This window comes from Mycobacterium gallinarum (assembly GCF_010726765.1).
GTDB classification, from domain to species: Bacteria; Actinomycetota; Actinomycetes; order Mycobacteriales; family Mycobacteriaceae; genus Mycobacterium; species Mycobacterium gallinarum.
The window spans coordinates 3,358,960-3,381,640 of the sequence record NZ_AP022601.1 but is presented as its reverse complement, the minus strand read 5'-3'; the positions used below and the strand labels follow the sequence as shown (position 1 = coordinate 3,381,640).

General features: G+C 66.1%; 22 protein-coding genes. 11 read left to right on the top strand and 11 right to left on the bottom strand.

What is annotated here, in order from left to right; genetic code table 11:
- Position 1 precedes the first annotated feature (1 nt).
- The 5 genes from G6N42_RS16440 to G6N42_RS16420 all read left to right on the top strand — a co-directional run bounded on the left by G6N42_RS16440 (position 2) and on the right by G6N42_RS16420 (position 4,262).
- Positions 2–745, top strand: coding sequence for a lytic transglycosylase domain-containing protein (locus tag G6N42_RS16440; protein ID WP_163730544.1), 744 nt, complete (start codon positions 2–4; stop codon positions 743–745).
- A 73-nt stretch (positions 746–818) separates the two neighbouring features.
- Positions 819–2,141, top strand: a complete 1,323-nt coding sequence (eno, locus tag G6N42_RS16435; protein WP_163730543.1) for a phosphopyruvate hydratase — start codon at positions 819–821, stop codon at positions 2,139–2,141.
- A gap of 3 nt (positions 2,142–2,144) precedes the next feature.
- The gene (locus tag G6N42_RS16430) at positions 2,145–2,828 is read left to right on the top strand and encodes an FtsB family cell division protein (protein WP_163730542.1); all 684 of its coding nucleotides are present in this window, start codon (positions 2,145–2,147) and stop codon (positions 2,826–2,828) included.
- Positions 2,821–3,315, top strand: coding sequence for a DUF501 domain-containing protein (locus tag G6N42_RS16425; protein WP_163687236.1), 495 nt, complete (start codon positions 2,821–2,823; stop codon positions 3,313–3,315). The genes G6N42_RS16430 and G6N42_RS16425 overlap by 8 nt, the downstream gene beginning before the upstream one ends.
- Positions 3,312–4,262 carry a Ppx/GppA phosphatase family protein gene (locus G6N42_RS16420; RefSeq protein ID WP_163730540.1) on the top strand — a complete coding sequence of 317 codons (951 nt, stop codon included), beginning with the start codon at positions 3,312–3,314 and terminating at the stop codon, positions 4,260–4,262. The genes G6N42_RS16425 and G6N42_RS16420 overlap by 4 nt, the downstream gene beginning before the upstream one ends.
- On the opposite strand, the gene G6N42_RS16415 is transcribed toward G6N42_RS16420, so the two are convergent.
- The 3 genes from G6N42_RS16415 to G6N42_RS16405 all read right to left on the bottom strand — a co-directional run bounded on the left by G6N42_RS16415 (position 4,257) and on the right by G6N42_RS16405 (position 6,564).
- Complete coding sequence (locus tag G6N42_RS16415) at positions 4,257–4,541, bottom strand: hypothetical protein (protein ID WP_163730539.1); 285 nt, start codon at positions 4,539–4,541, stop codon at positions 4,257–4,259. The two genes, G6N42_RS16420 and G6N42_RS16415, sit on opposite strands and share 6 nt — an antisense overlap.
- Before the next feature lie 71 nt (positions 4,542–4,612).
- Positions 4,613–5,404: an enoyl-CoA hydratase-related protein gene (locus tag G6N42_RS16410; RefSeq protein ID WP_163730538.1), complete on the bottom strand. Its 792-nt coding sequence runs from the start codon at positions 5,402–5,404 to the stop codon at positions 4,613–4,615.
- Complete coding sequence (locus G6N42_RS16405) at positions 5,401–6,564, bottom strand: aromatic ring-hydroxylating oxygenase subunit alpha (protein ID WP_163730537.1); 1,164 nt, start codon at positions 6,562–6,564, stop codon at positions 5,401–5,403. The genes G6N42_RS16410 and G6N42_RS16405 overlap by 4 nt, the downstream gene beginning before the upstream one ends.
- Before the next feature lie 109 nt (positions 6,565–6,673).
- On the opposite strand from G6N42_RS16405, the gene gnd reads away from it, so the two are divergent.
- Genes gnd through G6N42_RS16390 form a run of 3 tightly spaced genes read left to right on the top strand, consistent with a single transcriptional unit; the run spans position 6,674 to position 9,879 of the window.
- A complete protein-coding gene (gnd, locus tag G6N42_RS16400; RefSeq protein ID WP_197905582.1) occupies positions 6,674–7,687 on the top strand; it encodes a phosphogluconate dehydrogenase (NAD(+)-dependent, decarboxylating) in 1,014 nt (337 codons plus the stop codon).
- Positions 7,688–7,692: 5 nt separating this feature from the next.
- Entirely contained in the window at positions 7,693–9,084 is a 1,392-nt protein-coding gene (gene zwf, locus G6N42_RS16395; RefSeq protein WP_163730535.1) for a glucose-6-phosphate dehydrogenase, read from the top strand.
- Complete coding sequence (locus G6N42_RS16390; RefSeq protein ID WP_163730534.1) at positions 9,085–9,879, top strand: PaaX family transcriptional regulator C-terminal domain-containing protein; 795 nt, start codon at positions 9,085–9,087, stop codon at positions 9,877–9,879. It begins immediately after the preceding gene.
- A 43-nt stretch (positions 9,880–9,922) separates the two neighbouring features.
- Here G6N42_RS16390 and G6N42_RS16385 read toward each other — a convergent pair whose 3' ends face one another.
- The gene (locus G6N42_RS16385; RefSeq protein WP_163730533.1) at positions 9,923–11,836 is read right to left on the bottom strand and encodes a propionyl-CoA synthetase; all 1,914 of its coding nucleotides are present in this window, start codon (positions 11,834–11,836) and stop codon (positions 9,923–9,925) included.
- Here G6N42_RS16385 and G6N42_RS16380 point away from each other — a divergent pair.
- Genes G6N42_RS16380 through G6N42_RS16370 form a run of 3 tightly spaced genes read left to right on the top strand, consistent with a single transcriptional unit; the run spans position 11,835 to position 13,700 of the window.
- On the top strand, positions 11,835–12,701 hold the full coding sequence (locus G6N42_RS16380; RefSeq protein WP_163730532.1) for an alpha/beta fold hydrolase: 867 nt from the start codon (positions 11,835–11,837) through the stop codon (positions 12,699–12,701). The genes G6N42_RS16385 and G6N42_RS16380 overlap by 2 nt on opposite strands.
- A gap of 29 nt (positions 12,702–12,730) precedes the next feature.
- Positions 12,731–13,201: an SRPBCC family protein gene (locus G6N42_RS16375; RefSeq protein ID WP_174262094.1), complete on the top strand. Its 471-nt coding sequence runs from the start codon at positions 12,731–12,733 to the stop codon at positions 13,199–13,201.
- Positions 13,202–13,223: 22 nt separating this feature from the next.
- Positions 13,224–13,700, top strand: coding sequence for a DUF309 domain-containing protein (locus G6N42_RS16370; protein ID WP_163737673.1), 477 nt, complete (start codon positions 13,224–13,226; stop codon positions 13,698–13,700).
- On the opposite strand, the gene G6N42_RS16365 is transcribed toward G6N42_RS16370, so the two are convergent.
- The 7 genes from G6N42_RS16365 to G6N42_RS16335 form a co-directional block, all read right to left on the bottom strand.
- Positions 13,701–14,390, bottom strand: a complete 690-nt coding sequence (locus tag G6N42_RS16365; protein WP_163730530.1) for a response regulator — start codon at positions 14,388–14,390, stop codon at positions 13,701–13,703.
- The gene (locus G6N42_RS16360; protein ID WP_434059588.1) at positions 14,387–16,909 is read right to left on the bottom strand and encodes a DUF4118 domain-containing protein; all 2,523 of its coding nucleotides are present in this window, start codon (positions 16,907–16,909) and stop codon (positions 14,387–14,389) included. Before G6N42_RS16360 ends, G6N42_RS16365 begins: the two co-directional genes overlap by 4 nt.
- A 23-nt stretch (positions 16,910–16,932) precedes the next feature.
- On the bottom strand, positions 16,933–17,832 hold the full coding sequence (locus G6N42_RS16355) for a potassium-transporting ATPase subunit C (RefSeq protein WP_163730528.1): 900 nt from the start codon (positions 17,830–17,832) through the stop codon (positions 16,933–16,935).
- 1 nt (position 17,833) lies between these two features.
- Complete coding sequence (kdpB, locus tag G6N42_RS16350; protein ID WP_163730527.1) at positions 17,834–19,975, bottom strand: potassium-transporting ATPase subunit KdpB; 2,142 nt, start codon at positions 19,973–19,975, stop codon at positions 17,834–17,836.
- A 1-nt stretch (position 19,976) separates the two neighbouring features.
- Positions 19,977–21,647, bottom strand: coding sequence for a potassium-transporting ATPase subunit KdpA (gene kdpA / locus G6N42_RS16345; protein ID WP_163730526.1), 1,671 nt, complete (start codon positions 21,645–21,647; stop codon positions 19,977–19,979).
- On the bottom strand, positions 21,648–21,749 hold the full coding sequence (gene kdpF, locus G6N42_RS31235; protein ID WP_232076172.1) for a K(+)-transporting ATPase subunit F: 102 nt from the start codon (positions 21,747–21,749) through the stop codon (positions 21,648–21,650).
- Positions 21,750–21,951: 202 nt separating this feature from the next.
- Positions 21,952–22,581 (bottom strand): hypothetical protein, encoded by a 630-nt coding sequence (locus G6N42_RS16335; RefSeq protein ID WP_232076171.1) that lies wholly within the window; start codon positions 22,579–22,581, stop codon positions 21,952–21,954.
- Positions 22,582–22,681 lie beyond the last annotated feature (100 nt).

The following is a 22,681-nucleotide window of genomic DNA, read 5'->3' as shown; positions in this document are numbered from 1 at the left end:
GGTGTCGCGCGTGCGTTGGCTGCGAGCGGTCGCGGTATTAGGAGCGACAGCGCTGATAATGGCTTCGAGCTGTTCATGGCAGGTGGGCACCCCGATTCCGGAGGGGGTGCCACCGCCAGCGGGCGACGCTGTGCCCAAAATCGACACCCACGCCGACGGGCGTCCCGCCGATCAGCTGCGGCAATGGGCGGCCGAACGTGCCCCTGCGCTGGGGATGCCCATTGCGGCGCTGGAGGCCTACGCCTATGCGGCCCGGGTTGCCGAGGTGGAGAACCCCGACTGCCACCTGGAGTGGACGACGCTGGCGGGTATCGGGGAGGTGGAGAGCCACCACGGCACATTCCGCGGCGCGACCATCGCCGAGAACGGTGACGTGACCCCGCCGATCCGTGGTGTCCGCCTGGACGGCACCAACGGCAACCTCGAGATCTTCGACAGCGAGGGCGTCAGCCACGACAAGGAACAGGACGAGGAGTCGGTCCACGCCCGCGCGATGGGCCCGATGCAGTTCATCCCCGACACCTGGAAGCTCTACGGCGTCGACGCCAACAACGACGGGGTCATCAGCCCGGACAACTTCGACGATGCCGCGCTGTCGGCGGCCGGTTACCTGTGCTGGCGGGGCAAGGACCTGGCCACACCCCGGGGCTGGATGGACGCCCTGCGGGCCTACAACCATTCCGACCAGTACGCGCGCACTGTGCGCGACTGGGCGACGGCCTACGCCAACGGACACCCCCTCTAAACACGCCGGTTCTCGGCGCAACCTCTAGGCTCATCCACGTCAGGAACCCATTCTCGAGACCACGGAGGCGCAAGTGCCCATCATCGAGCAGGTCGGAGCCCGCGAGATCCTCGACTCCCGCGGCAACCCGACGGTCGAGGTCGAGGTGGCCCTGCTGGACGGCACCTTCGCGAGGGCGGCGGTGCCGTCGGGTGCCTCCACCGGTGAACACGAGGCGGTCGAGCTGCGCGACGGCGGCTCCCGCTACGGCGGCAAGGGCGTCGAAAAGGCCGTCGAGGCGGTGCTGGACGAGATCGCTCCCGCCGTCATCGGGCTCAGCGCCGACGATCAGCGGCTCGTCGACCAGGCCCTGCTGGATCTTGACGGCACCCCGGACAAGTCCCGCCTCGGCGCCAACGCGATCCTCGGCGTGTCGCTGGCGGTGTCGAAGGCCGCGGCAGACAGTGCCGCTCTACCCCTCTTTCGGTACCTGGGGGGGCCGAACGCCCACATCCTGCCGGTGCCGATGATGAACATCCTCAACGGCGGCGCGCATGCCGACACCGGCGTCGACGTCCAGGAGTTCATGGTGGCCCCGATCGGCGCCGCCAGCTTCAAGGAAGCGCTGCGGTGGGGCACCGAGGTGTACCACTCGCTGAAATCGGTACTCAAGAAGCAGGGTCTGTCCACCGGTCTCGGCGACGAGGGCGGGTTCGCTCCCGACGTCGCGGGGACCAAGGCCGCGCTGGACCTGATCTTGACGGCCATCGAGGGCGCCGGCTACAAGGCCGGATCCGACGTGGCGCTGGCGCTCGACGTCGCCGCGACCGAATTCTTCACCGAGGGAACGGGTTACAAGTTCGAGAAAGAAACCCGGACCGACATGCAGATGATCGAGTTCTATGCCGGGCTGCTCGATTCGTATCCGCTGGTGTCGATCGAGGACCCGCTGTCGGAGGACGACTGGGACGGCTGGGTGGCCTTGACCGCCGCGATCGGTGACCGCATCCAGCTCGTCGGCGACGATCTGTTCGTCACCAACCCCGAGCGTCTGGAGGACGGTATCGAACGGGGTGCGGCCAACGCACTTCTGGTGAAGGTCAACCAGATCGGCACGCTCACCGAGACGCTGGACGCCGTCGCGCTCGCACACAACAGCGGCTACCGCACGATGATGAGCCACCGCAGCGGCGAAACCGAGGACACGACGATCGCCGACCTTGCGGTCGCAGTGGGCAGTGGTCAGATCAAGACCGGCGCACCGGCGCGCAGCGAGCGCGTGGCCAAATACAACCAGCTGTTGCGCATCGAGGAGACCCTCGGCGACGCCGCCCGGTACGCGGGCGATCTGGCCTTCCCGCGCTATTCGGTGGGCGATGAGCCGCTTGCGCGAAGAGCGGATACCGGAGCCAAATAGCCCGTGCCAGAAGCGAAGCGGCCCGACCCCAAGCGGCGATCCCCGACTTCTCGACCTGGGAAGTCGGGTAAGTCCGAGGCATCGCGGGGCCGTCCGCGGAGCACGTCGCCCGTACGTCGCGAGGCACGAATCACCGAGCCGCGGCCGGTGCCCGAGGCGCAAGACGCCGAACCGAAAGACGCCGCCGACTCGATCCGTAAGTCCATTGTGGTGGCCGCGGGGCAGCAGTCCGAGCAACGGTTCGGGTCCGCGGCGCGCCGTGCCGCCATCCTGGCCGCGGTGATCTGCGTGCTGACGCTGACCATTGCGGGGCCGGTGCGCACCTATTTCGGGCAGCGCACCGAGATGAAACAACTCAAGGCCACCGAGGAACAACTGCGCGCGCAGATCGCCGACCTGGAACAGCAGAAGGTCAAGCTGGCTGACCCGGTGTTCATCGCCGCGCAGGCGCGTGAACGCCTCGGATTTGTGATGCCCGGCGAGATTCCGTACCAGGTGCAGCTTCCGCCCGGCAGTGCGGTGCCGACGATGCCCGGTGTGGAGCCGGCCACCGTCAACCCAGACCAGCCTTGGTACACCGCGCTATGGGGCACCATCGCCGAGAAGCCCTACGGTGTCGCGCCGGCGCCGGCGCCCGTGCCTCCTGCGCCCGCAGCCCCGAACAATGCGCCCCCTCCCGGTGGTTGACCCGGCGGATCTGGAGGCGGTCGCGGCGCAGCTGGGTCGAGAACCCCGCGGTGTCCTCGAGATCGTCTACCGGTGCCCCAATGGCGAGCCCGGCGTCGTCAAGACGGCGCCGAAACTGCCCGACGGCACACCCTTTCCGACGCTGTACTACCTGACCCACCCCGCGTTGACCGCCGCGGCCAGCCGGCTCGAATCGTCGGGTCTGATGCGGGAGATGACCGAGCGTCTGCAGGAGGACCCGGAACTCGCCGCCGCGTATCGCAAGGCGCACGAGTCGTACCTTGCCGAGCGGGATGCGATAGAACCTTTGGGCACAACGTTTTCCGGTGGGGGCATGCCTGATCGGGTGAAGTGCCTACACGTGGTGATCGCCCATTCGCTGGCCAAGGGGCCGGGTGTCAACCCGTTCGGCGACGAGGCGTTGGCGGTGCTGGCCGGCGAACCGGCGATGGCGGGAATTCTGGAACGGGAGACGTGGAGCGTATGACCAGGGTTGGCGCCATCGACTGCGGCACGAATTCGATTCGGCTGCTGATCGCCGACACCGACGACGGCAAGCTGGTGGATGTGCATCGAGAGATGCGGATCGTCAGGTTGGGCCAAGGGGTCGACGCCACAGGGCAATTCGCTTCTGAGGCACTGGATCGCACCAGGGCAGCGCTCACGGACTACGCCGAGCTGCTGCGCACGTATGAAGTGCCGACGGTGCGGATGGTCGCCACCTCCGCGACGCGCGATGCGTCGAACCGCGACGTGTTCTTCGTGATGACCGCGGAGGTTCTCGGCGCTGTGGTGCCGGGTGCTGTCGCCGAGGTGATCACCGGGACCGAGGAGGCCGCGCTGTCGTTCCGCGGTGCGGTCAACGAATTGGACACGGCCGACGGACCTTTCGTCGTCGTCGACCTCGGCGGCGGATCCACCGAGGTGGTGCTCGGAGTGCGCGATGTGGAGGCCGGTTTCTCCGCCGACGTCGGCTGTGTGCGGCTGACTGAGCGGTGCCTGCATTCCGACCCCCCGACCCCCGCCGAGGTCGCCGCGGCACGGGAGGTCGTCCGCGACGGGTTGGGGCAGGCGTTCGGGGTGGTGCCCGTCGAACGCGCGCGCGCATGGGTCGGGGTGGCCGGCACCATGACGACCGTGGCGGCGCTGGCGCACAAGATGGCGACCTACGATTCCGAGGCGATTCACTTGTCCCGCGTGGGTTTCGGCGATTTGTTGCCCGTGTGCGACGAGCTGATCGCGATGACGCGGGCGCAGCGCGCCGCGTTGGGTCCGATGCACGAGGGCAGGGTGGACGTCATCGGCGGTGGCGCGATCATCGTCGAGGAGCTGGCGAACGCGCTCGGCGACCGCGCGGGAATCGACGAACTGGTGGTCAGCGAGCACGACATTCTCGACGGCATCGCGCTGTCGATCGCCAGCCTGTCGCTATGACTGGTCAGCCCAGATCGCGGCGAAGCGGTGGTCGAGGGCGGCGATCATGCGGTCCAGATCGCGGAGTTCGGTTTCGTTGGCGCGGATGTCTCGACGCAGCCGGCTGATAGCCAACGCATCCGAGCGGGTGGACATGGCATCCAGTTTCCGGGTCTGCCTGATGAGCTCGGCGGCGGTCAGCGCCCGCTGATCGGCCAGCGCACCGCGGAAGTACCTCGCCTGCAGCGAATCGGACGCCTGCTTCGCGGCGTAGTCGAAAGGCACAGTCGGAGTTGCCACGTCAAAACCGTAACCGAGGTTAGGTTCGCTGACCTACTTCCCGGCCAAATAAGTGACCGAAGTCGCCGCTGTCAGCTGGATGTCGACGGCATGAGGTCGGGATGGTCGCAGTCGTTGAACCGTCGCAACCCCTCGACGGTTTCCACGGCGTAGATGGACCGGCCGAAGCATTCCGCTTCGATGCGCAAGCCGTCGTCCAACGGACGGCCCTGCCCGGTGCGCGCGGCCTCGAGGTCGGTGCGCAGCGCGGGTTGGGGGAGCGCCGCAATCGTCTCGGCGAGTTCGAGAGCGTGCTGCAAGCAGGCGCCGCTCGGCACCACCCGGTTGACGAGGCCGATGCGTTCGGCCTCGACGGCTTCGACGACGCGGCCGGTGATGATGAGGTCGATCGCGCGGCGGTAGCCCAGGATGCGAGTGAGGCGCTGGGTGCCGCCGTCGGCCAGCCCGATGTTCCAGCGGCGGCAGGTGACGCCGAAGGTGGCGTGCTCGTCGGCGATCGCGAGATCCGTCCAGCACGCCCACTCCAGACCGCCGGCATAGGCGACGCCGTTGACCGCCGCGATCGTCGGCTTGTAGATATGGGTCCAGCGTGACGGGCCGAGGACCCCGTCGTCGGGGCTCGCGTCGATCGGTAGTTCACCGGCCTGTGCGGCCTTGAGGTCGCCGCCCGCGCAGAACGCGGTGTCGCCCGCACCGGTGAGGACGCCGACGAGGGCGTCGTCATCGGTGCGGAAGCGCTCCCACGCGTCGACAAGCTCGCGATGAGTCTGGGGGCCAATGGCATTCATGCGCTCGGGCCGATTGATGGTGATGACGGTGACCGGTCCGCGTTGTTCGTAGAGCAGGTGCTCGTAGGTGGTCATCGAATTCTAGCCAACCGGTCGTCGAGCGTGGCGTGGAAGAGGCCGATCGCGCTCTCGTGGGTGCCGAACTCGACGAAGGTGTTGGCCCCGGCGTGCAGGCCCAGTTGTACGCCTTCGGACATGTCGTTGTCCTCGATGCCGCCTTCGTTCAGCAGGTTTCGCGCGTCCTGGGAGGTCTCGGGATCGGCCGTCGCACGCCGTATCACGTCCGGTGTGACCATGGCGTAGATCGTGACCGTGGTGTGGTCGATGTCGATCGGGTCGATCGTGATCACCAGCACCTGGTTCGGGAACGTCGCCACCATGACGTTCGGGAACAGGTGGTATACGTACGTCACGCGGTGCCCGACCTCCCACGTCGACTCGGGGCGGTCGCGCAGGCGTTCGATGTTCTTGTAGGGGAATGTGACTCGGGTGTTCGGCCCGAACGATTCGACGACGTTGAGGTCGTCGTATTGGATGGGGTAGAAGGTGTTCTTGTGGGTGGTGCGAATGTGGTAGCCCTCGAGGAACTGCTCGACGAGGACCTTCCAGTTCATCGCGCGCAACGCCGGCCGCACCGCGACGAGCCGCGTCGAGTGCACCAACTTATCCCGCCACGGGCTGCCGTCGGCCAACGCCGCCATCGCGGCGTCCGCCTGGGGGTGCGGTGTCCCCAGCGGGCCGATCACGATCAACCCGTCGACCTCTCGGCTCTCGACCTCGACCAGTCCGCGGGCGGACATGTCCAGGCCGGGAAAGGCATCGGCGTGGGGCACGTGCGACAGCGCGCCGTCGAGACGGTAGGTCCAGCCGTGATAGCGGCACACCAGTGCCTGCGCACAGCCCGGCCCTTCGACGAGCGCCATGCCTCGGTGCCGGCACGAGTTGCGGAACACTCGCGCGGTGCCGTCGCGGCCGCGCACCGCGAACAGCGGTACGCCGAAGCTGACCCGCTCGACGTGGTCGCCGGGGTTGGGAAGCGCTGCCGACGGCAGATAGACGCTCGGGTAGGAGCGCAGCACCTCGAGTTCTTCGACGAATCGGGTTGGATTCACATAATTTTCGACGGGTTCACGCCAGGCGTCACCTTCGTCGGTCGTGCCCGCGTCGATGTGCGCCAGGATGCGGCGGACGACGGTGACATCGTCGGCGACCGACGCCCGTGTCGGAGTGGCCATACCACGGGAGTATCACATTGATAGTGCTACGTGTCAATCAAATCGTGAGATAGCGTTAACATCGTGGGAGACCACGATTACTAGGAGAGACATGGCAACGGATTCGCCAATGCAACTGGGAATGGTCGGGCTCGGCCGGATGGGTGCCAATTTGGTACGACGGCTCATGCGCGACGGGCACCGGTGCGTGGTCTACGACATGAACGCCGATGCGGTGACCGAGTTGGCCGGCGAGGGCGCCACGGGTGCGGACTCGCTGAGCGATTTCGTACAGAAGCTCGAGACGCCGCGCGCGGTGTGGCTGATGCTGCCCGCCGCGGTGGTGGACTCCACCCTGAAACAGTTGGTGGATCTCCTGGAACCCGGCGACGCGGTGATCGACGGCGGCAACTCCTACTACCGAGACGACATCACCCGCGCCAAGAGCCTGCTGACCAAGAACATCCACTACGTCGACTGCGGAACCAGCGGCGGGGTGTGGGGTCTCGAACGTGGCTACAGCCTGATGATCGGCGGCGAGAAGGAAGTGGTGTCGCGGCTCGATCCGATCTTCAAGACCATCGCGCCGGGGGAGGGCTGTGCCGAGCCGACTCCCAGCCGCACCCGCACCGACGGCACCGCGCAAGACGGCTATCTGCATTGCGGGCCAAGCGGCGCAGGGCATTTCGTGAAGATGGTGCACAACGGGGTGGAGTACGGGATGATGGCCGCCATCGCCGAGGGGCTGAGCATCATCAAGCACGCCGATGCTGGCAAGATCGACCGCACGGTCGACGCGGAAACCACCCCACTGCGCGATCCGTGGGCCTACCAGTACTCGATCGACGTCGGTGAGGTCGCCGAAGTCTGGCGCCGCGGGTCGGTGGTCGGTTCGTGGCTGGTGGATCTCACCGCCGATGCGCTCGCGCGTTCACCCGAACTCGACGACTTCACCGGTCGGGTCTCGGATTCCGGCGAGGGGCGCTGGACGGTGCTGGCCGCGGTCGACGAGGGGGTCCCCGCCCCGGTGATCACCACGTCGCTGTTCGAACGGTTCTCCTCGCGGGACCTCGGCGAGTTCACCGACAAGCTGTTGTCGGCCATGCGCAGCGAATTCGGCGGTCACGCCGAGAAGAAGAACTAGACATCATGACGTCACCGGCGACCACCCCAGCGGACGTACTGGTGATCTTCGGCATCACCGGAGACCTCGCCAGAAAGATGACCTTCCGGTCGCTTTACCGGCTCGAACGGCGCAAGTTGTTGGACTGCCCGATCGTCGGTGTCGCGCTTGACGAATGGTCCGAGGCGACGCTGCGCGACCATGCGCGCAGTTCGATCGAGACCGCGGGCGAGACGATCGACGAGGAGGTGTTCGCCCGTTTCGCGCAACGCCTTTCGATGGTGTCGGGCGACTTCGCCGATGCGAACACCTATGAGAAGGTGGCCCGGGCGATCGAGGGCAAGCACACACCGGTGTTTTATCTCGAGATCCCGCCGTCGTTGTTCGGGATGGTCGTCGAAGGCCTGGCGCACGCCAACCTCACCGATCGAGCGCGCGTGGTGGTGGAGAAACCGTTCGGCCATGACCTGGAATCGGCCCGTGCCCTGAACGCACAACTGCGCAGCGTGCTCGAGGAGTGGCAGATCTTCCGCATCGATCACTTCCTCGGCAAGGAACCGGCGATGGACATCATGTTTCTGCGCTTCGCCAATTCGGTGTTCGAACCGCTGTGGAATCGCGACCGCATCCAATGCGTGCAAATCACCATGGCCGAGAACTTCGGCGTGGAGGATCGGGGCAGCTTCTACGATCCGGTCGGCGCGCTGCGTGACGTGGTGCAGAACCACCTGCTTCAGCTCATCGGACTATTCGCCTCCGAACCGCCGAGTTGTGCGGGTGCCGACGGGCTTCGCGACAAGCGGGCGGAGGTTTTTCGTGCGATCCCGTCGATTGATCCGGCGCACTACATCCGCGGCCAGTACGACGGATATCGGTCCATCAAGGGGGTGCGGCCGGACTCCCAAACGGAAACATTCGCCGCGTTGAAGCTCGAGATCGACAACTGGCGATGGGCCGGGGTGCCGTTCTTCATTCGCGCCGGCAAGGCACTTCCGGTGCGGGCCACCGAGATTCGGGTGTTCTTCAAGCGTCCGCCCAAGCTCGCAGTCATGCCGGAGCGGCCCGACCCCAACCAACTGGTGCTGCGGATCGATCCGAACCCGGGTACCGACCTGATCATCCAGGCCAAAGAACCCGGTGCGAACACCACCCGATGCGTCGATCTGTCGCTGACATTCGCCAAGGAGCTCGGTGAGGCGCCCGAACCCTACGAGCGGCTGCTGTTCGATGCCATGCGCGGCGACTCCGCCCAATTCGCGCGTGAGGACGGTGTCGAGGAGACCTGGCGCATCGTCCAGCCGCTGATCGAGTCGCCCCCTGAACTGCAGACCTACGTGGTCGGATCGTGGGGTCCGCCATCGGTGTCCAAACTCGTTGCCGGATACCCCAGTTGGCGTGAGCCCTGGCTGGAGTCCTAGGTGCCGACAGCCTCTCGCGCTCGAGTCGCCGACCTGATCGGCGACCGCACCCTGAGCGCCCGGTCCGTGCTGGCGACAGCGCTCCTTGGGGCCGACGAACCGCGCCTGACGGTGGGCGAACTCGTCGGGATCGCTTCGCTGTTCGGCATCAGTGACGGCGCTACGCGCACCTGCTTGTGGCGCATGGTGTCCAACGGTGAGCTCACCGGTGACGACGGGATCTATGCGCTGGCCGGGCCGTTGCTCGAGCGTCGGCAACGGGTGGACGAGGCGGCCCGCTACGACGACACCGCGTTACCGTGGGACGGCACCTGGGAGTTGGCGGTGGTCTCGCTGGACCGCCGTTCGGCGGCTGATCGTCTCGCACTGCGCAAATCCGCGACAGGGCTGCACCTCGCCGAGTTGCGCGAAGGAGTCTGGATCCGCCCGGACAACCTGGGCCCAAAGCGGTTGCCGACGCTGCGCGCCGTGCTCGACCGCCAATGTGTGCACTTTCACGGTGCTGCCACCGATATTGCGGCCGAGACCGTGAGATCCCTTTTCAGTCTTGATGATTGGACGGCCGATGCGCGAAGGCTGACGGTGGCGATGCGCGACGAGCTCGACGTCGAAGCGGTCGATGCCGACGACTTCATCTATCAGTTCGCGCTGTCCATCACCGTCGTCCGGCATCTACAACTCGACCCGCTGCTGCCCGCCGAGCTGGAGGCCGAGGACTGGCCCGGCCACGAATTGCGCAGCACGTACCGCCAGTTCGACGAGGTGTTCAAGCGGCGTCTGGCGGGCCGCCGCTAGCGAACGTGTGAATTACGCGTCTTACACGCCTGCGCAATAAGTCCTAGTCCCGCAGAACGGGTTTCAGTGCGTCGAGCACCGTCGGATCCTCGATGGTCGACGGCACCGGTTCATCTTTGCCATGAGCGATACCGCGCATGGTCTTACGCAGGATCTTGCCCGACCGGGTCTTGGGCAGCGCGGAGACGGTATCGACCTGCTTGAAGCACGCCACCGCTCCGATCTCGTCGCGCACCAACTTGACGAGTTCGTCGGCCAGGCCCTCCCCGGACGCACCCGAGGTCAGAACGACAAACCCCCGCGGCACCTGCCCCTTGATCTCGTCGGCGACGCCGATCACGGCGCATTCGGCCACGGCGGGATGCGTCGCCAGCACGGCTTCGATCGAACCCGTCGACAAGCGGTGTCCGGCAACGTTGATCACATCGTCGATGCGCCCCATCACAAACAGATAGCCATCCTCGTCGAGGTAGCCGCCGTCGCCGGTGAGGTAGTAGCCGGGGTGCTCACAGAGATAGGACGCTTCGTAGCGGTCGTCATCGCCCCACAGTGTTGGAAGGGTGCCCGGCGGCAGCGGCAATCTGATGCAGATCGCACCCTCCTCGCCGGGGTCGCAAGGGGAGCCGTCGACGTGAAGGATGCGCACGTCGTAGCCCGGCATCGGCACTGTTGGCGAGCCCGGCTTGATCGGCATGGATTCCAGGCCCATCGGGTTGGCGGCGATCGCCCACCCTGTTTCGGTCTGCCACCAGTGATCGACGACGGGCACACCTAGCTTCTCCGATGCCCACGCATACGTATCAGGATCGAGACGTTCGCCCGCCTGGAACAGATATTTCATGCCGGACAGGTCGTAGTGGTCGATGTGTGCGCCGTCGGGATCCTCTTTGCGGATGGCCCGCAGCGCGGTCGGCGCCGAAAACAGCGCCTTGACACCGTGTTCCGACGCGACCCGCCAGAACGCACCCGGGTCGGGCGTGCCGATCGGCTTGCCCTCGTAGAGCACGGTCGTCGCACCGAGCATGAGCGGTCCGTACACGATGTAGGAGTGACCGACCACCCAGCCGACGTCGGAAGCCGCCCAGAAGACCTCCCCCGGCGCGATGTCGTAGATATTGCGCATGCTCCACAACAGGGCCACCGCGTGTCCGCCGTTGTCACGGACGATGCCCTTGGGCTTGCCGGTCGTACCGGACGTGTACAGCACATACAGCGGATCGGTGGCGGCGACCGGCACCGGATCGACGGGATCTGCGCCGGTAAGGTCCTGCCAGTCGATGTCGCGGTCAAGTGTCAGCTCGCAACGGTGACCGTCGCGCTGCACGATCACGCAGTTGCGCGGTGGGTGCTCAGACATCTCCAGTGCGGCGTCGAGCATGGGTTTGTACTCGACTGTCCGGGTCGGTTCGATGCCGCAGGATGCGGATACGACGACGGTCGGTCGCGCATCGTCGATGCGGGTGGCCAGCTCATGGGGCGCGAACCCGCCGAACACCACCGAGTGCACCGCGCCAAGGCGAGCGCACGCCAGCATCGCGATCACCGCTTCGGGGATCATCGGCATGTAGATCACCACGCGGTCGCCCTTACCCACCCCGAGTGCACGCAGCGCACCGGCGAATCGCGCCGTCTCGTCGAGGAGCTCGCCGTAGGTGTAGGTGCGCTTCGACCCTGTCACCGGGGAGTCGTAGATCAGCGCCGGCTGGTCGGCGCGGCCGCCCTCGACGTGACGGTCCAACGCATTGGCGCATGTATTCATCTCGGCATCGGGAAACCACCGGTAGAACGGCGGATTGGAGTCGTCGAGGATCTGCTGCGGCTCGCGGGTCCAGGTGACGGCTCTGGCAGCGTCCGCCCAGAAGGTCGCAGGATCAGAGATGCTGGCGTCGAAGAGTTCGCGATACCCGGCCATATCCCGCACCGTAGCGCGCGACGGGTTCTCTAGAGTCGGATTCATGACTGCCGAACCGCCGAGGATCGAAGGTGTGCGCCGGTCGTTCGTCGATGCAAACGGGGTGCGCTTTCACGTCACCGAGGCCGGCCCGGCGGACGGCCGTCCCGTCGTCTGTTTGCACGGATGGCCGCAGCACCACTACGAATGGCGCGACCTGCTGGCCGATCCGCCGCCCGGGCTGCGAATCATCGCGCCCGACCTGCCCGGATACGGCTGGTCCGGTCCGCCGCCGCATCGGTGGGCCAAGGAGGACGTCGCCACCGACGTGCTTGCCCTGCTCGACGCGCTGGGTTTGCCCCGCGTCCTGCTGGTCGCCCACGACTGGGGGGCCTATGTCGGTTACCGCATGATTTTGCGGGAACCCGAGCGCTTCGATGGATATCTCGCGATGAATATGGCCCATCCCTGGCAATCGCCGAAGACGGTGCTGCCGCACATCTGGCGATTCGATTACCAGATACCGCTGGCGACCTTCGGCATCTTCGTTCAACAACGCACGAATTACGTGGAGAAGGTGATCCTCGCCATCGGGTCCGAGATGGATCCCGAGACGAAGCAACTGTTCGCCGATCGATTCCGCGACCCGGTGTGCGCGCGGGCGGGCAGAGACACCTACCGCACGTTCCTGACCCGTGAAATACCGCGCAGTGCAAGGAATCCCGAGACCCGGCGGGCGACGGTGCCGATCCGTGTGCTGTTTGGAACGCGCGACCGTGCGGTCACCTCGTCCATGGTGTCGCCGGAGACCGCAAATGCCGACGATTACACGCTGGAGACCGTTGATGCCACCCACTTCGTCGTCGACGAGCGTCCCGACCTGGTCCGCAGGAAGCTGATCGCCCTGGCGGAGGAGACCGCGGGCGTTTGAGGCCGTCGCGACCGGGTAAGCGCGTGGTCATGACCGGACCCGCCGCAGTCGACAGCTCGTTGACTGTCAAACGTGACACCACCGCCACCCGCCAGCAGGTGTGGGACGTGATCGCCGACGGCTGGACCTACTCGCAATGGGTGGTCGGCAACAGCCGGATGCGCGCTGTCGAGCCGAACTGGCCGGCGGTCGGCAGCAAGATCCACCACACCATCGGGGTATGGCCGGTGGCCATCAACGACGAAACCGAGGTCGAATCCTGCACGCCGATGGAGGAACTCGTGCTGCTGGCCCGCACCCGGCCGTTCGGGATGGCGCGGATCACGCTGCGCCTCCACGACACCTCCGACGGATGCCGCATCGAGATGGCCGAGGTGCCGGTCGGTGGCCCCCTCAACCTGATTCCGCGTCGGCTGGCGTTGGCGGCGGCCTTTCCCCGCAACCGCGAATGCACGTGGCGGTTGGCCGCTCTTGCCGAGCGCCGCACGCAACCCGACTGATCCCGAACCTGTCAGGATGGGTGTGGTGGACCGCGACCGCGACGAGTTCGGCAATGCCCGCAACAGCCGACCCCGTGACGCGCTCGGCCGTCCGTTACCGCACGGCAGCCGGGGCGTCGCGCGGATACCCGACGATCTGGATCTTTCCCCGGCCGATTCGTTGACCTACGCCCAAGAACTGCTGGATCAGGGGCTGGCGTTTCACGCCCACGAGGTGCTCGAGGCGGCATGGAAGAACGGACCCGACGACGAGCGCGGGATGTGGCAGGGGCTGGCGCAGCTCGCCGTGGGCATCACGCACATACAGCGTGGCAACACAGCCGGTGCCGCGGGTGTCTTGAGTCGGGCCGCGGACCGCCTCGACGAGGTAGTCCGCCCTGCCCTGTACGGCGTCGACGTCGATGCGCTCGCAATACACGCGCGAACCCTGATCGATGATCTTGCGCGCGGCGCCGACATCGACGTCGAGCGCCTGCGGCCACGCCTGTCAGCTGCGTAGTCATTGCTGGAAGCGGTAGCCCATCCCGGCTTCGGTCAGCAGGTGCACGGGATGCGACGGATCGTCTTCAAGCTTGCGCCGTAGCGCCGCCAGATACACACGCAGATAATGGGTTTCCTTCGCGTAGGCCGGACCCCACACCTCTTTGAGCAGTTCTTCTCGGCCGACGAGTTTGCCGCGATTGCGCACCAGCATCTCGAGCATGCCCCACTCGGTCGGGGTGAGGTGCACCTCGGTGTTGTTCTTGGTCACCTTCTTGGCGGCCAGGTCGACCGTGAACGACGACGTCTCGATCACGGGTTCGTCGACTTCCGAGGATGCCGCGGCTCGCCGCACTGCCGCTCGAAGCCGGGCCAGGAACTCGTCCATGCCAAAGGGTTTGGTGACATAGTCGTCGGCGCCTGCGTCCAGCGCCTCGACCTTGTCCGATGAGTCGGTCCTGGCTGACAGCACGATCACCGGTGCGGTCAGCCATCCGCGCAGCCCGCCGAGCACGTCGATGCCCGACATGTCGGGCAGTCCGAGGTCCAGCACGATGACGTCGGGTTTGTGATCGGCGGCCTGTTTCAGTGCCTCCGTGCCGCTGGCGGCGGTGAACACCTCGTATCCGCGCACCGACAGGTTGATTCGTAGTGCCCGCAGGATCTGCGGTTCATCGTCGATGACCAGCACCCGGGTTTTCGTCGTCATGCCGCCGCCAAGTCGATTTCGACCGTGAGCCCGCCGCCGGGGGTGTCGGTTGCCGAGATCGTGCCACCCATGGCCTCGACGAAGCCGCGGGCGACCGAAAGGCCAAGGCCGACACCGATGCTGGTGTCGTGGTCACCGAGGCGCTGGAACGGGGCGAACAGCTGCTCCTCGGCACCACGTGGGATGCCGGGGCCTTCGTCGACGACGGCGATGAGCACTCGGTTGCCGACCTGCCCTGCGGTCACCCGCACCGGGCTGTCCGGCGCGTATCGCAGCGCGTTGTCGATCAAGTTGGCCAGCACCCGCTCCAGCAGGCCGGCGTCGGCGATCGCCACCGCACCCGCTCCGCTGCTGGCGATGTCGACCTTGACCCGGTCCAGGCCACGACGCCGGAAACCCGTGTTTCCCCTGCGGATTCCAAGAATCGCCCGCTGCACGGTTTCTTCTAGATACACCGGGCCCAGTTCGGGCTTCAGCACACCGGCGGCCAGCCGCGACGAGTCCAGCAGGTTGCCGACCAGCGCGGTCAGCTGATCGATCGACTCCTCGATGGTTGCCAGCAGTTCGGCGGTGTCCTCGGCGGAGAAGTCGACGTCGTCGCTGCGCAGACTCGAAACGGCCGCCTTGGCCGCGGCCAGGGGAGTGCGCAGGTCGTGACTGACGGCGGACAACAGTGAGCGCCGCAGTTCGTCGGCCCTGGCGATGGCTTCGGCCTTGCCCGCTTCCGCACTGAGTTCGCGCTGCCGTACCAGCCCCGCCGCTTGCACCGCCACGGCGGTGAGCACCCGGCGATCGCGGGCGGCCAGCTTGCGTCCGGCCATCAACATCCAGAATTCGTCGTCGCCGACTTCGATTGCGGTGTCTGCCGAATCGACATCGACGCACGGATTGTCGCCGACACACGCGACGATTCCCGCGTTGGCGCGCAGCAAGCTCACGGCTCGTTGCGAATACGTCTCGCGGACTCGCTCCAGCAGCGCCTCGAGATCGGCGCCGCGCAGCACCGACCCCGAGAACAACGCCAGCAGTTCGGCGTCCTGGGACGCTCGGCGAGCCTCACGCGCGCGTTTGGCGGCATTGTCGACCAGTGCAGCAACAGCAACGGCGACGAACAACAGGACCACTATGGTGATCGCGTTGTCGGGTTCAGCGATCGTGAATGTGTGACGGGGTTCGATCAGGAAAAAGTTGAGCAGCACGCCGGACAGCACGGCTGACAGCGCTGCGGGGGCGACGCCGCCGAGGAGGGCTACGACGAGAACGCCGATGAAAAACAGCGCACTCTCGCCGCCCACGCCCAGAAACGGGTCGAGCAGGAAGACCAGGAGCGCGCAGACCGCGGACGGGACCACGGCAGCTGCGAGCCACGACGTGAGGTGACGCTGACGCGGTGAGATCCGTGACCACAACGACTCTTTACGTGCTTCGGGGTGGGTCACCATATGGACATCGATGGGGCCCGACTGCTGCACCACGCTCGCGCCGATGCCCTCGTCGAACATCCGGGCCCAGCGGGACCGCCTCGACGTGCCGAGGACCAGCTGTGTCGCGTTCTCGTCACGGGCGAAATCCAGCAGCGCACTCGGCACGTCGTCACCGACGACGGTATGCAGGGTCGCACCGAGGCTGGCGGCCAGCTCCCGCACGGTGCCCATCTGGGGTGCCGAGACACCGGACAGTCCGTCGCCGCGCGCCACATGCACAATCATCAGCTCGGCGCTGGACTTCGAGGCGATGCGAGATGCCCTGCGCACCAGCGTTTCCGACTCCGCACCCCCGGTGACTGCGACGACGACGCGTTCGCGGGCCTCCCAGGTCGCGGTGATCTGGTTCTCTTGCCGATACTTCTCCAGCGCGGCGTCGACCTGGTCGGCCAGCCAGAGCAGGGCGAGTTCGCGCAGCGCTGTCAGGTTGCCTCTTCGGAAATAGTTGGACAGCGCCGCGTCCACCCGTTCGGGTGCGTACACGTTGCCGTGAGCGAGCCTGCGCCGCAGGGCTTCCGGTGTGATGTCGACGAGCTCGATCTGGTCGGCGGCGCGCACGATCTCGTCGGGCACCTTCTCCTGTTGCTCGATACCGGTGATCTGGGTGACGACGTCGTTGAGGCTCTCGAGGTGCTGAACGTTGACCGTGGAGATGACGGTGATGCCGGCCTTGAGCAGCTCCTCGACGTCCTGCCACCGCTTGGCGTTCTTACTGCCCGGGGTGTTGGTGTGCGCCAGCTCGTCGACGAGGACGACCTGCGGTGCGCGCCGCAGCACCGCCTCGACGTCGAGTTCGGCGAACTGCCTGCCGCGATAGTCGATGAGCTTCGGCGCGACGGTCTCGATGCCCTCGATCAGGTCGGCGGTCTTCTTGCGGCCATGCGTCTCCACCACCGCGGCGACCACATCGGTGCCGCGCTCCAGCCGTCGGTGCGCCTCACCGAGCATGGCGTACGTCTTCCCGACACCGGGCGCGGCCCCCAGATAAATGCGCAGCTCGCCGCGCTTTTTCTGGGAGCCCGGCCGGTCGGTCACCACCCCATCATCCACCGGTCACGTCAGCTTTTTGCCGGATACTTCTGGTCGAGGTCCAGGTTGAGCTGCAGCACATTGACCGTCGGCTCGCCGACGAACCCGAGGAACCTGCCGTCCGTGTGCGCGGCCAGCACCTCGCGAACCTGCTCTGGACTGACACCGCGCGCCGTGGCGACCCGGCTGACCTGAAGGTCGGCGTACGGGATCGAGATGTGCGGGTCGAGACCGCTTCCGCTTGCGGTGACCGCGTCGGCGGGCACCACGGGATCGGCGGGCGCGCGACCGCGGATCGGAACGAGCTGGCCGATGCTGTAATCCTCGTCCGTCGCGCACTCGACGCGCACACCTTCGTAGGTGTCGAGGAACGGCGTCTGTGTGGTGGCGCACGGCTCGTTGACGCTGACGACCCGAGTCGGCTTCACGACATTGCCCTGCGCATCGCGCGGGCCGATCACCGACAGCACGGCCCCGGCCCCGCCGCCCGTGCAGAACGGCCTTGTGCCGTCCACACCTTCGGTCTTACCGACGGTGGCGCTGCGTTCGCAGACCAAGGTGAGCAGGCTCGGCTTGGCTTCGGTTGGATTGTCGGCACCGCCGACGGGTGTATCGACAATGCTTTCCGGCCCGAGGTTGCTCGCGCTGGTGGCCATCGGGTCGTAGCCGTCACCGGCCGCGGACGCTCGGCTCTGGAAGTACTGCGGCAATGCAGTGCCGTCGGCGTCGGTGAAGGACTGTCCGATCAGGCTGCTGCCCAACAGTTTCCCGTCGACCTCGACGAGCGATCCGTTCGCTTTGTCGTTCAGGCCCGGGAGCTGCGCCACGAGCCAGATGAACACCGGGTAGGCGATGCCGAGGATGGCGGTGAGCGCCAGCAGCGCGCGCAATGCCGCCCAGTGCTGGCGAACAAGATTGGAAAGGTTCATGTCACATTCCTGGGAAGAGTTGGACGACGAGGTCGATAATCTTGATGCCGATGAACGGGGCGATGATGCCGCCCAGCCCGTAGATGTAGAGGTTGCGGCTCAACAGCTTTGACGCGCTGGCCGGTGTGTACCGAACCCCGCGCAGCGACAACGGAATCAGCGCGATGATGACGAGGGCGTTGAAGATCACCGCCGACAGAATCGCCGACTGCGGGCTGTGCAGCCGCATGATGTTCAACAGGTCCAGGCCCGGGAACAGCGCCACGAACAGTGCCGGGATGATCGCGAAGTACTTGGCGATGTCGTTGGAGATCGAGAACGTCGTCAGCGCACCGCGGGTGATGAGCAACTGCTTTCCGATCTCGACGATCTCGATGAGCTTGGTCGGATCGGAGTCCAGGTCGACCATGTTGCCGGCCTCCTTGGCCGCCGATGTGCCGGTGTTCATCGCGACGCCGACGTCGGCCTGCGCAAGTGCGGGTGCGTCGTTGGTGCCGTCACCGGTCATCGCAACGAGCTTGCCGCCGGCCTGCTCCTTCTTGATCAGCGCCATCTTGTCTTCCGGCGTGGCCTCGGCGAGGAAGTCGTCGACGCCGGCCTCGTCGGCAATCGCCCTGGCGGTCAACGGGTTGTCGCCGGTGATCATCACGGTGCGGATGCCCATGCGGCGCATCTCGTCGAAGCGTTCCCGCATGCCCTGCTTGACGACGTCCTTGAGGTGGATGACACCGAGTACCTCGGCCCCACCATCCTGCACTTGTCCGACGACCAAGGGCGTGCCGCCGGCGGCGGAGATTCCGTCGACGATGTCGCCGAGCTGGGTCGGCACGATGCCGCCTTCGGAGCGCACCCACTCGGCCACAGTGCTCGCCGCGCCCTTGCGCAGCTTGTGGCCGTCCAGGTCGACGCCGGACATCCGTGTGGTGGCGCTGAATTCGATCCAATGCGCGGTGTCGAGTTCCCCGGCGGTGCGGGCCCGCAGACCGTACTCCCGTTTGGCAAACACGACGATCGAGCGGCCCTCCGGCGTCTCGTCGGCCAGGCTGGACAGTTGTGCAGCGTCAGCCAACACTTCGGGTGTCACCCCCGCGAGCGGCACGAAGGCCGCGGCCTGTCGGTTGCCCAGCGTGATGGTTCCGGTCTTGTCGAGCAGCAGGGTGTTGACGTCGCCGGCGGCCTCCACCGCGCGGCCCGACATGGCGAGCACGTTGCGTTGCACCAGGCGGTCCATTCCCGCGATGCCGATCGCCGACAACAAAGCGCCGATCGTGGTCGGGATGAGACATACCAGCAGAGCCACCATCACGATGCCACTGACACCGTTGCCGTTGAGCGCCAACGAGTCCGCGACTCCCGGATTGTTGGCCTTCGAGTAGATCGCCAGCGGTTGCAGCGTCGCGACAGCGAACACGAAGATGATCGTCAGCGAGGCCAGCAGGATGTTGAGCGCGATCTCGTTGGGCGTCTTCTGCCGGTTGGCGCCCTCGACGAGCGCGATCATGCGGTCGATGAAGCTCTCGCCCTGCTTCTGGGTGATCTTCACGACGATGCAGTCCGACAGCACGGTGGTGCCGCCCGTGACGGCCGAGCGGTCACCGCCCGATTCGCGAATGACGGGTGCGGATTCACCCGTGATCGCCGATTCATCCACCGAGGCAATGCCTTCCACGACATCGCCGTCGCCCGGGATCGGCTGGCCCGCCTCGACCACCACGATGTCGCCCTGCTGCAACAGCGGCGCGGCGACCGCTTCTTCAAGGCCGGGTGTTCCCGGTGCCCAGCCGACGAGGCGCCGAGCCATCGTCGCCGTCTTGGTCTTACGCAGTGACTCGGCCTGCGCCTTACCGCGTCCTTCGGCGACGGCTTCGGCGAGGTTGGCGAAGATCACGGTGAGCCAGAGCCAGACCACGATCAGCCACGCGAACCAGGACGGTTCCATGACGGCGAGCACTGTGCTCCAGACGGCGCCGATCTCGACGATGAACATGACGGGATTGCGCCACAGGGTGCGGGGGTCGAGCTTGCGCAGCGCCTCGGGCATCGACCTCCACAGCATCTTCGGGTCGAGCAGCCCGCCCTGAACACGCTTGGTTGCGTGCTGTTTCGGCTGTGCGGACACAGTGTCGATGGTGGGTGCAGACATGTCAGTGGATTCCTTCGGCGAGGGGTCCCAGCGCGAGCATGGGAAGGAAGGTCAGGGCGACCAGGATCACCGTGACGCCGGCGACCATGCCGACGAACTGCGGCCGGTAGGTCGGCAGCGTGCCGACGGACTCGGGTGTCTTGCCCTGTTTTACCAGTGAACCGGCGAGCGCCAGCACGAAGATGATCGGCAGGAACCGGCCGAACAGCATGGCCAGCCCGAGTGCGGTGTTGTACCACTCGGTGTTGACCGAGATCCCGGCGAACGCCGACCCGTTGTTGTTGGCGGCGGAGGTGAAGGCGTACAGCACTTCCGAGAGGCCGTGCGGTCCGGTGTTGAGCATGCCTGCCCTTTGACCGGGCATCGCCATCGCCACCGCCGTGCCGGTCAGCACGATCAGCGGTGTGATGAGGAAATACGTTGCTGCGAGCTTGATCTCACGCGGTGTGATCTTCTTGCCGAGGTATTCCGGCGTGCGGCCGACCATCAGGCCCGCGACGAACACCGTGATGATCGCCAGCACGAGCATGCCGTACAGGCCCGAGCCCACGCCGCCGGGTGCGACCTCGCCGAGCTGCATGTTGAACAGCGCCATCATGCCGCCGAGGCTGGTGTAGGAGTCGTGGAACGAGTCGACGGCGCCGGTGGACGTCAACGTCGTCATGCTGGCGAACACCGCCGAATCGGGGACTCCAAACCGTTGTTCGACACCTTCCATCGCCGAGCCCACGGCGGTCGGGACAGTGCCGTGCGCTTGCACCTGGAAGGTCATCATCAGCGTCACGCTGATCAGTGCGATGACCGACATGGTGGCCACGATCGCGTAGCCCTGTTTACGGCTGTCGACCATGCGTCCAAAGGTCCGCGGCAGTGAGAACGCGATGCAGGACAGCAGGAAGATCTCTATCCAGTTCGTCCATGCGGTGGGGTTTTCGTACGGATGCGCGGAGTTGACGTTGAAGAACCCGCCCCCGTTGGTGCCGAGCTCCTTGATGACCTCCTGGCTGGCGACCGGGCCTCCGGGAATGGTCTGCTGACCGCCGGCCAGCGTCGAGGCAATCTGCGTATGCAGGTCGAAGTTCTGGACGACTCCACCGACGATCAGCACGATGGCGCCGATGACGGAGAGCGGCAACAGGATTCGAATGACTCCGCGGATGAGGTCGACCCAGAAGTTGCCGAGTTCTGACGTGTTGCGGCGGGCCAGTGCGCGCACGAACGCCACCGCCACCGCCATACCCACCGCCGCCGAGACGAAGTTCTGCACGGCCAGACCGGCCATCTGCACCAGGTGGCCCTGGGTCGACTCCCCCGAATAGGCCTGCCAGTTGGTGTTGGTGACAAAGCTGACCGCGGTGTTCCACGCCAGCGCGGGGGTTATTTCGGTGCCCGGGTCGTTGAGATGCAAGGGCAGCTTGCCCTGCACCAACTGGAAAATGAACAGGAACAGCAAGCTGATCGCCGAGAACGCGAGCACACTGCGGGCGTAGGAACCCCAGGTCTGTTCCGCCTTGGGGTCGGCGCCGATCAATCGGTAGATGACGCGCTCACCGCGCAGGTGCCGTTCCGAGGAGTAGACCCGGTACATGTAGTCGCCCAGCGGCACGTGGACGACCGCGAGGCCGACGATGAGCGAGATGAGGAACAGGATCCCCGCGGTGGTGGTGCTCACTCAGAACCTCTCGGGGAAGAGCAGGGCGGCGAAGAGGAACACCGCGATGAGAACCGCCAGCACGAGCCCGATGACGTTTTCGATCACAGACCCTCGACCCACTTCTGAATCAGGCCGAAGACGGCGAAGACCGCCACCGTCAACGCGATGTACACCAGGACGGACATGACACTCCGAGATGTTTACGGGTCGCCGTATTTCGGCGGCCCATAGAAGGATCGCCCCAGCTCAGGAGGTCAATACCGGCCTTAACGGATTCTTGACGGCCCCGTCCCGGCCTTTAACGGTTTCCGTCGCCCGGCGCTCAGCGAGAGCGGCCGAACCGCCGCTTCGTCGGTTTCGGTGCCTGGTAAGAGTCCTGAATCCAGGCGTCCCACGTCGCTTCGGATTCTCCTCGGACAGGGCTGTTGCTGACATGCCAACCGAGGGCTTCGACTTCCGTTGTCGACCAACGAATTAGCGTGCCGTCGCCGCCGATCTCTTGCGCCAGGAGAACCCGCTGGTCGCTTTCCAACCCGTCGCTGAACGCTTGCATCGCGTTCTTCAGGCGGAAGTAGGGGACGGCGTCGTCGAACTCCCGGCAGAGTTTCGTGAGTTCTCGTCGCGCATGGTCGAGCAGGGTCGTCGGCTCGGTTTCCTCCGGCTCGGCGGTCGTTGCGTCGACCTGGGACGTGGGTTGCGCAGGCTCGCCGTACTTGGCGCGCAGTGCCTCGACCTCGGCCGTGGCCGCCAGTGCCCTCTCCCGCCACCATGCGAGGTGGTACTGAATCAGCTTCTCTTCGCATTCCGGACAGACCGCGTCCGCTTGCGTCAGGGTCGTCGCAACCACGATCGCCGCTCCGCAGAGCGCGTGGTCGTCGCGCCGGTCGAGGTAATCCGCGTGGTGTGCCACCGAAGCGGATGCCTCCCGCATGTAGGTGTGGGGTGGCTCCACATAGGCGAACATAGTTGACAACGCGCGGAGATGGTCCCGATCGGGCCCGGCTCTCAGGCACCTCGGATGAGAACGTTCTCATCTCGCGATCTCCCTGGCG

Coding starts and splice junctions, on each gene's coding strand:
- G6N42_RS16420 (WP_163730540.1), top strand. CDS start 3,312: ATGACCAGGGTTGGCGCCATCGACTGCGGCACGAATTCGATTCGGCTG.
- G6N42_RS16410 (WP_163730538.1), bottom strand. CDS start 5,404: ATGACCACCTACGAGCACCTGCTCTACGAACAACGCGGACCGGTCACC.
- G6N42_RS16405 (WP_163730537.1), bottom strand. CDS start 6,564: ATGGCCACTCCGACACGGGCGTCGGTCGCCGACGATGTCACCGTCGTC.
- gnd (WP_197905582.1), top strand. CDS start 6,674: ATGCAACTGGGAATGGTCGGGCTCGGCCGGATGGGTGCCAATTTGGTA.
- zwf (WP_163730535.1), top strand. CDS start 7,693: ATGACGTCACCGGCGACCACCCCAGCGGACGTACTGGTGATCTTCGGC.
- G6N42_RS16380 (WP_163730532.1), top strand. CDS start 11,835: ATGACTGCCGAACCGCCGAGGATCGAAGGTGTGCGCCGGTCGTTCGTC.
- G6N42_RS16385 (WP_163730533.1), bottom strand. CDS start 11,836: ATGAATCCGACTCTAGAGAACCCGTCGCGCGCTACGGTGCGGGATATG.
- G6N42_RS16375 (WP_174262094.1), top strand. CDS start 12,731: ATGACCGGACCCGCCGCAGTCGACAGCTCGTTGACTGTCAAACGTGAC.
- G6N42_RS16365 (WP_163730530.1), bottom strand. CDS start 14,390: ATGACGACGAAAACCCGGGTGCTGGTCATCGACGATGAACCGCAGATC.
- G6N42_RS16355 (WP_163730528.1), bottom strand. CDS start 17,832: ATGAACCTTTCCAATCTTGTTCGCCAGCACTGGGCGGCATTGCGCGCG.
- kdpB (WP_163730527.1), bottom strand. CDS start 19,975: ATGTCTGCACCCACCATCGACACTGTGTCCGCACAGCCGAAACAGCAC.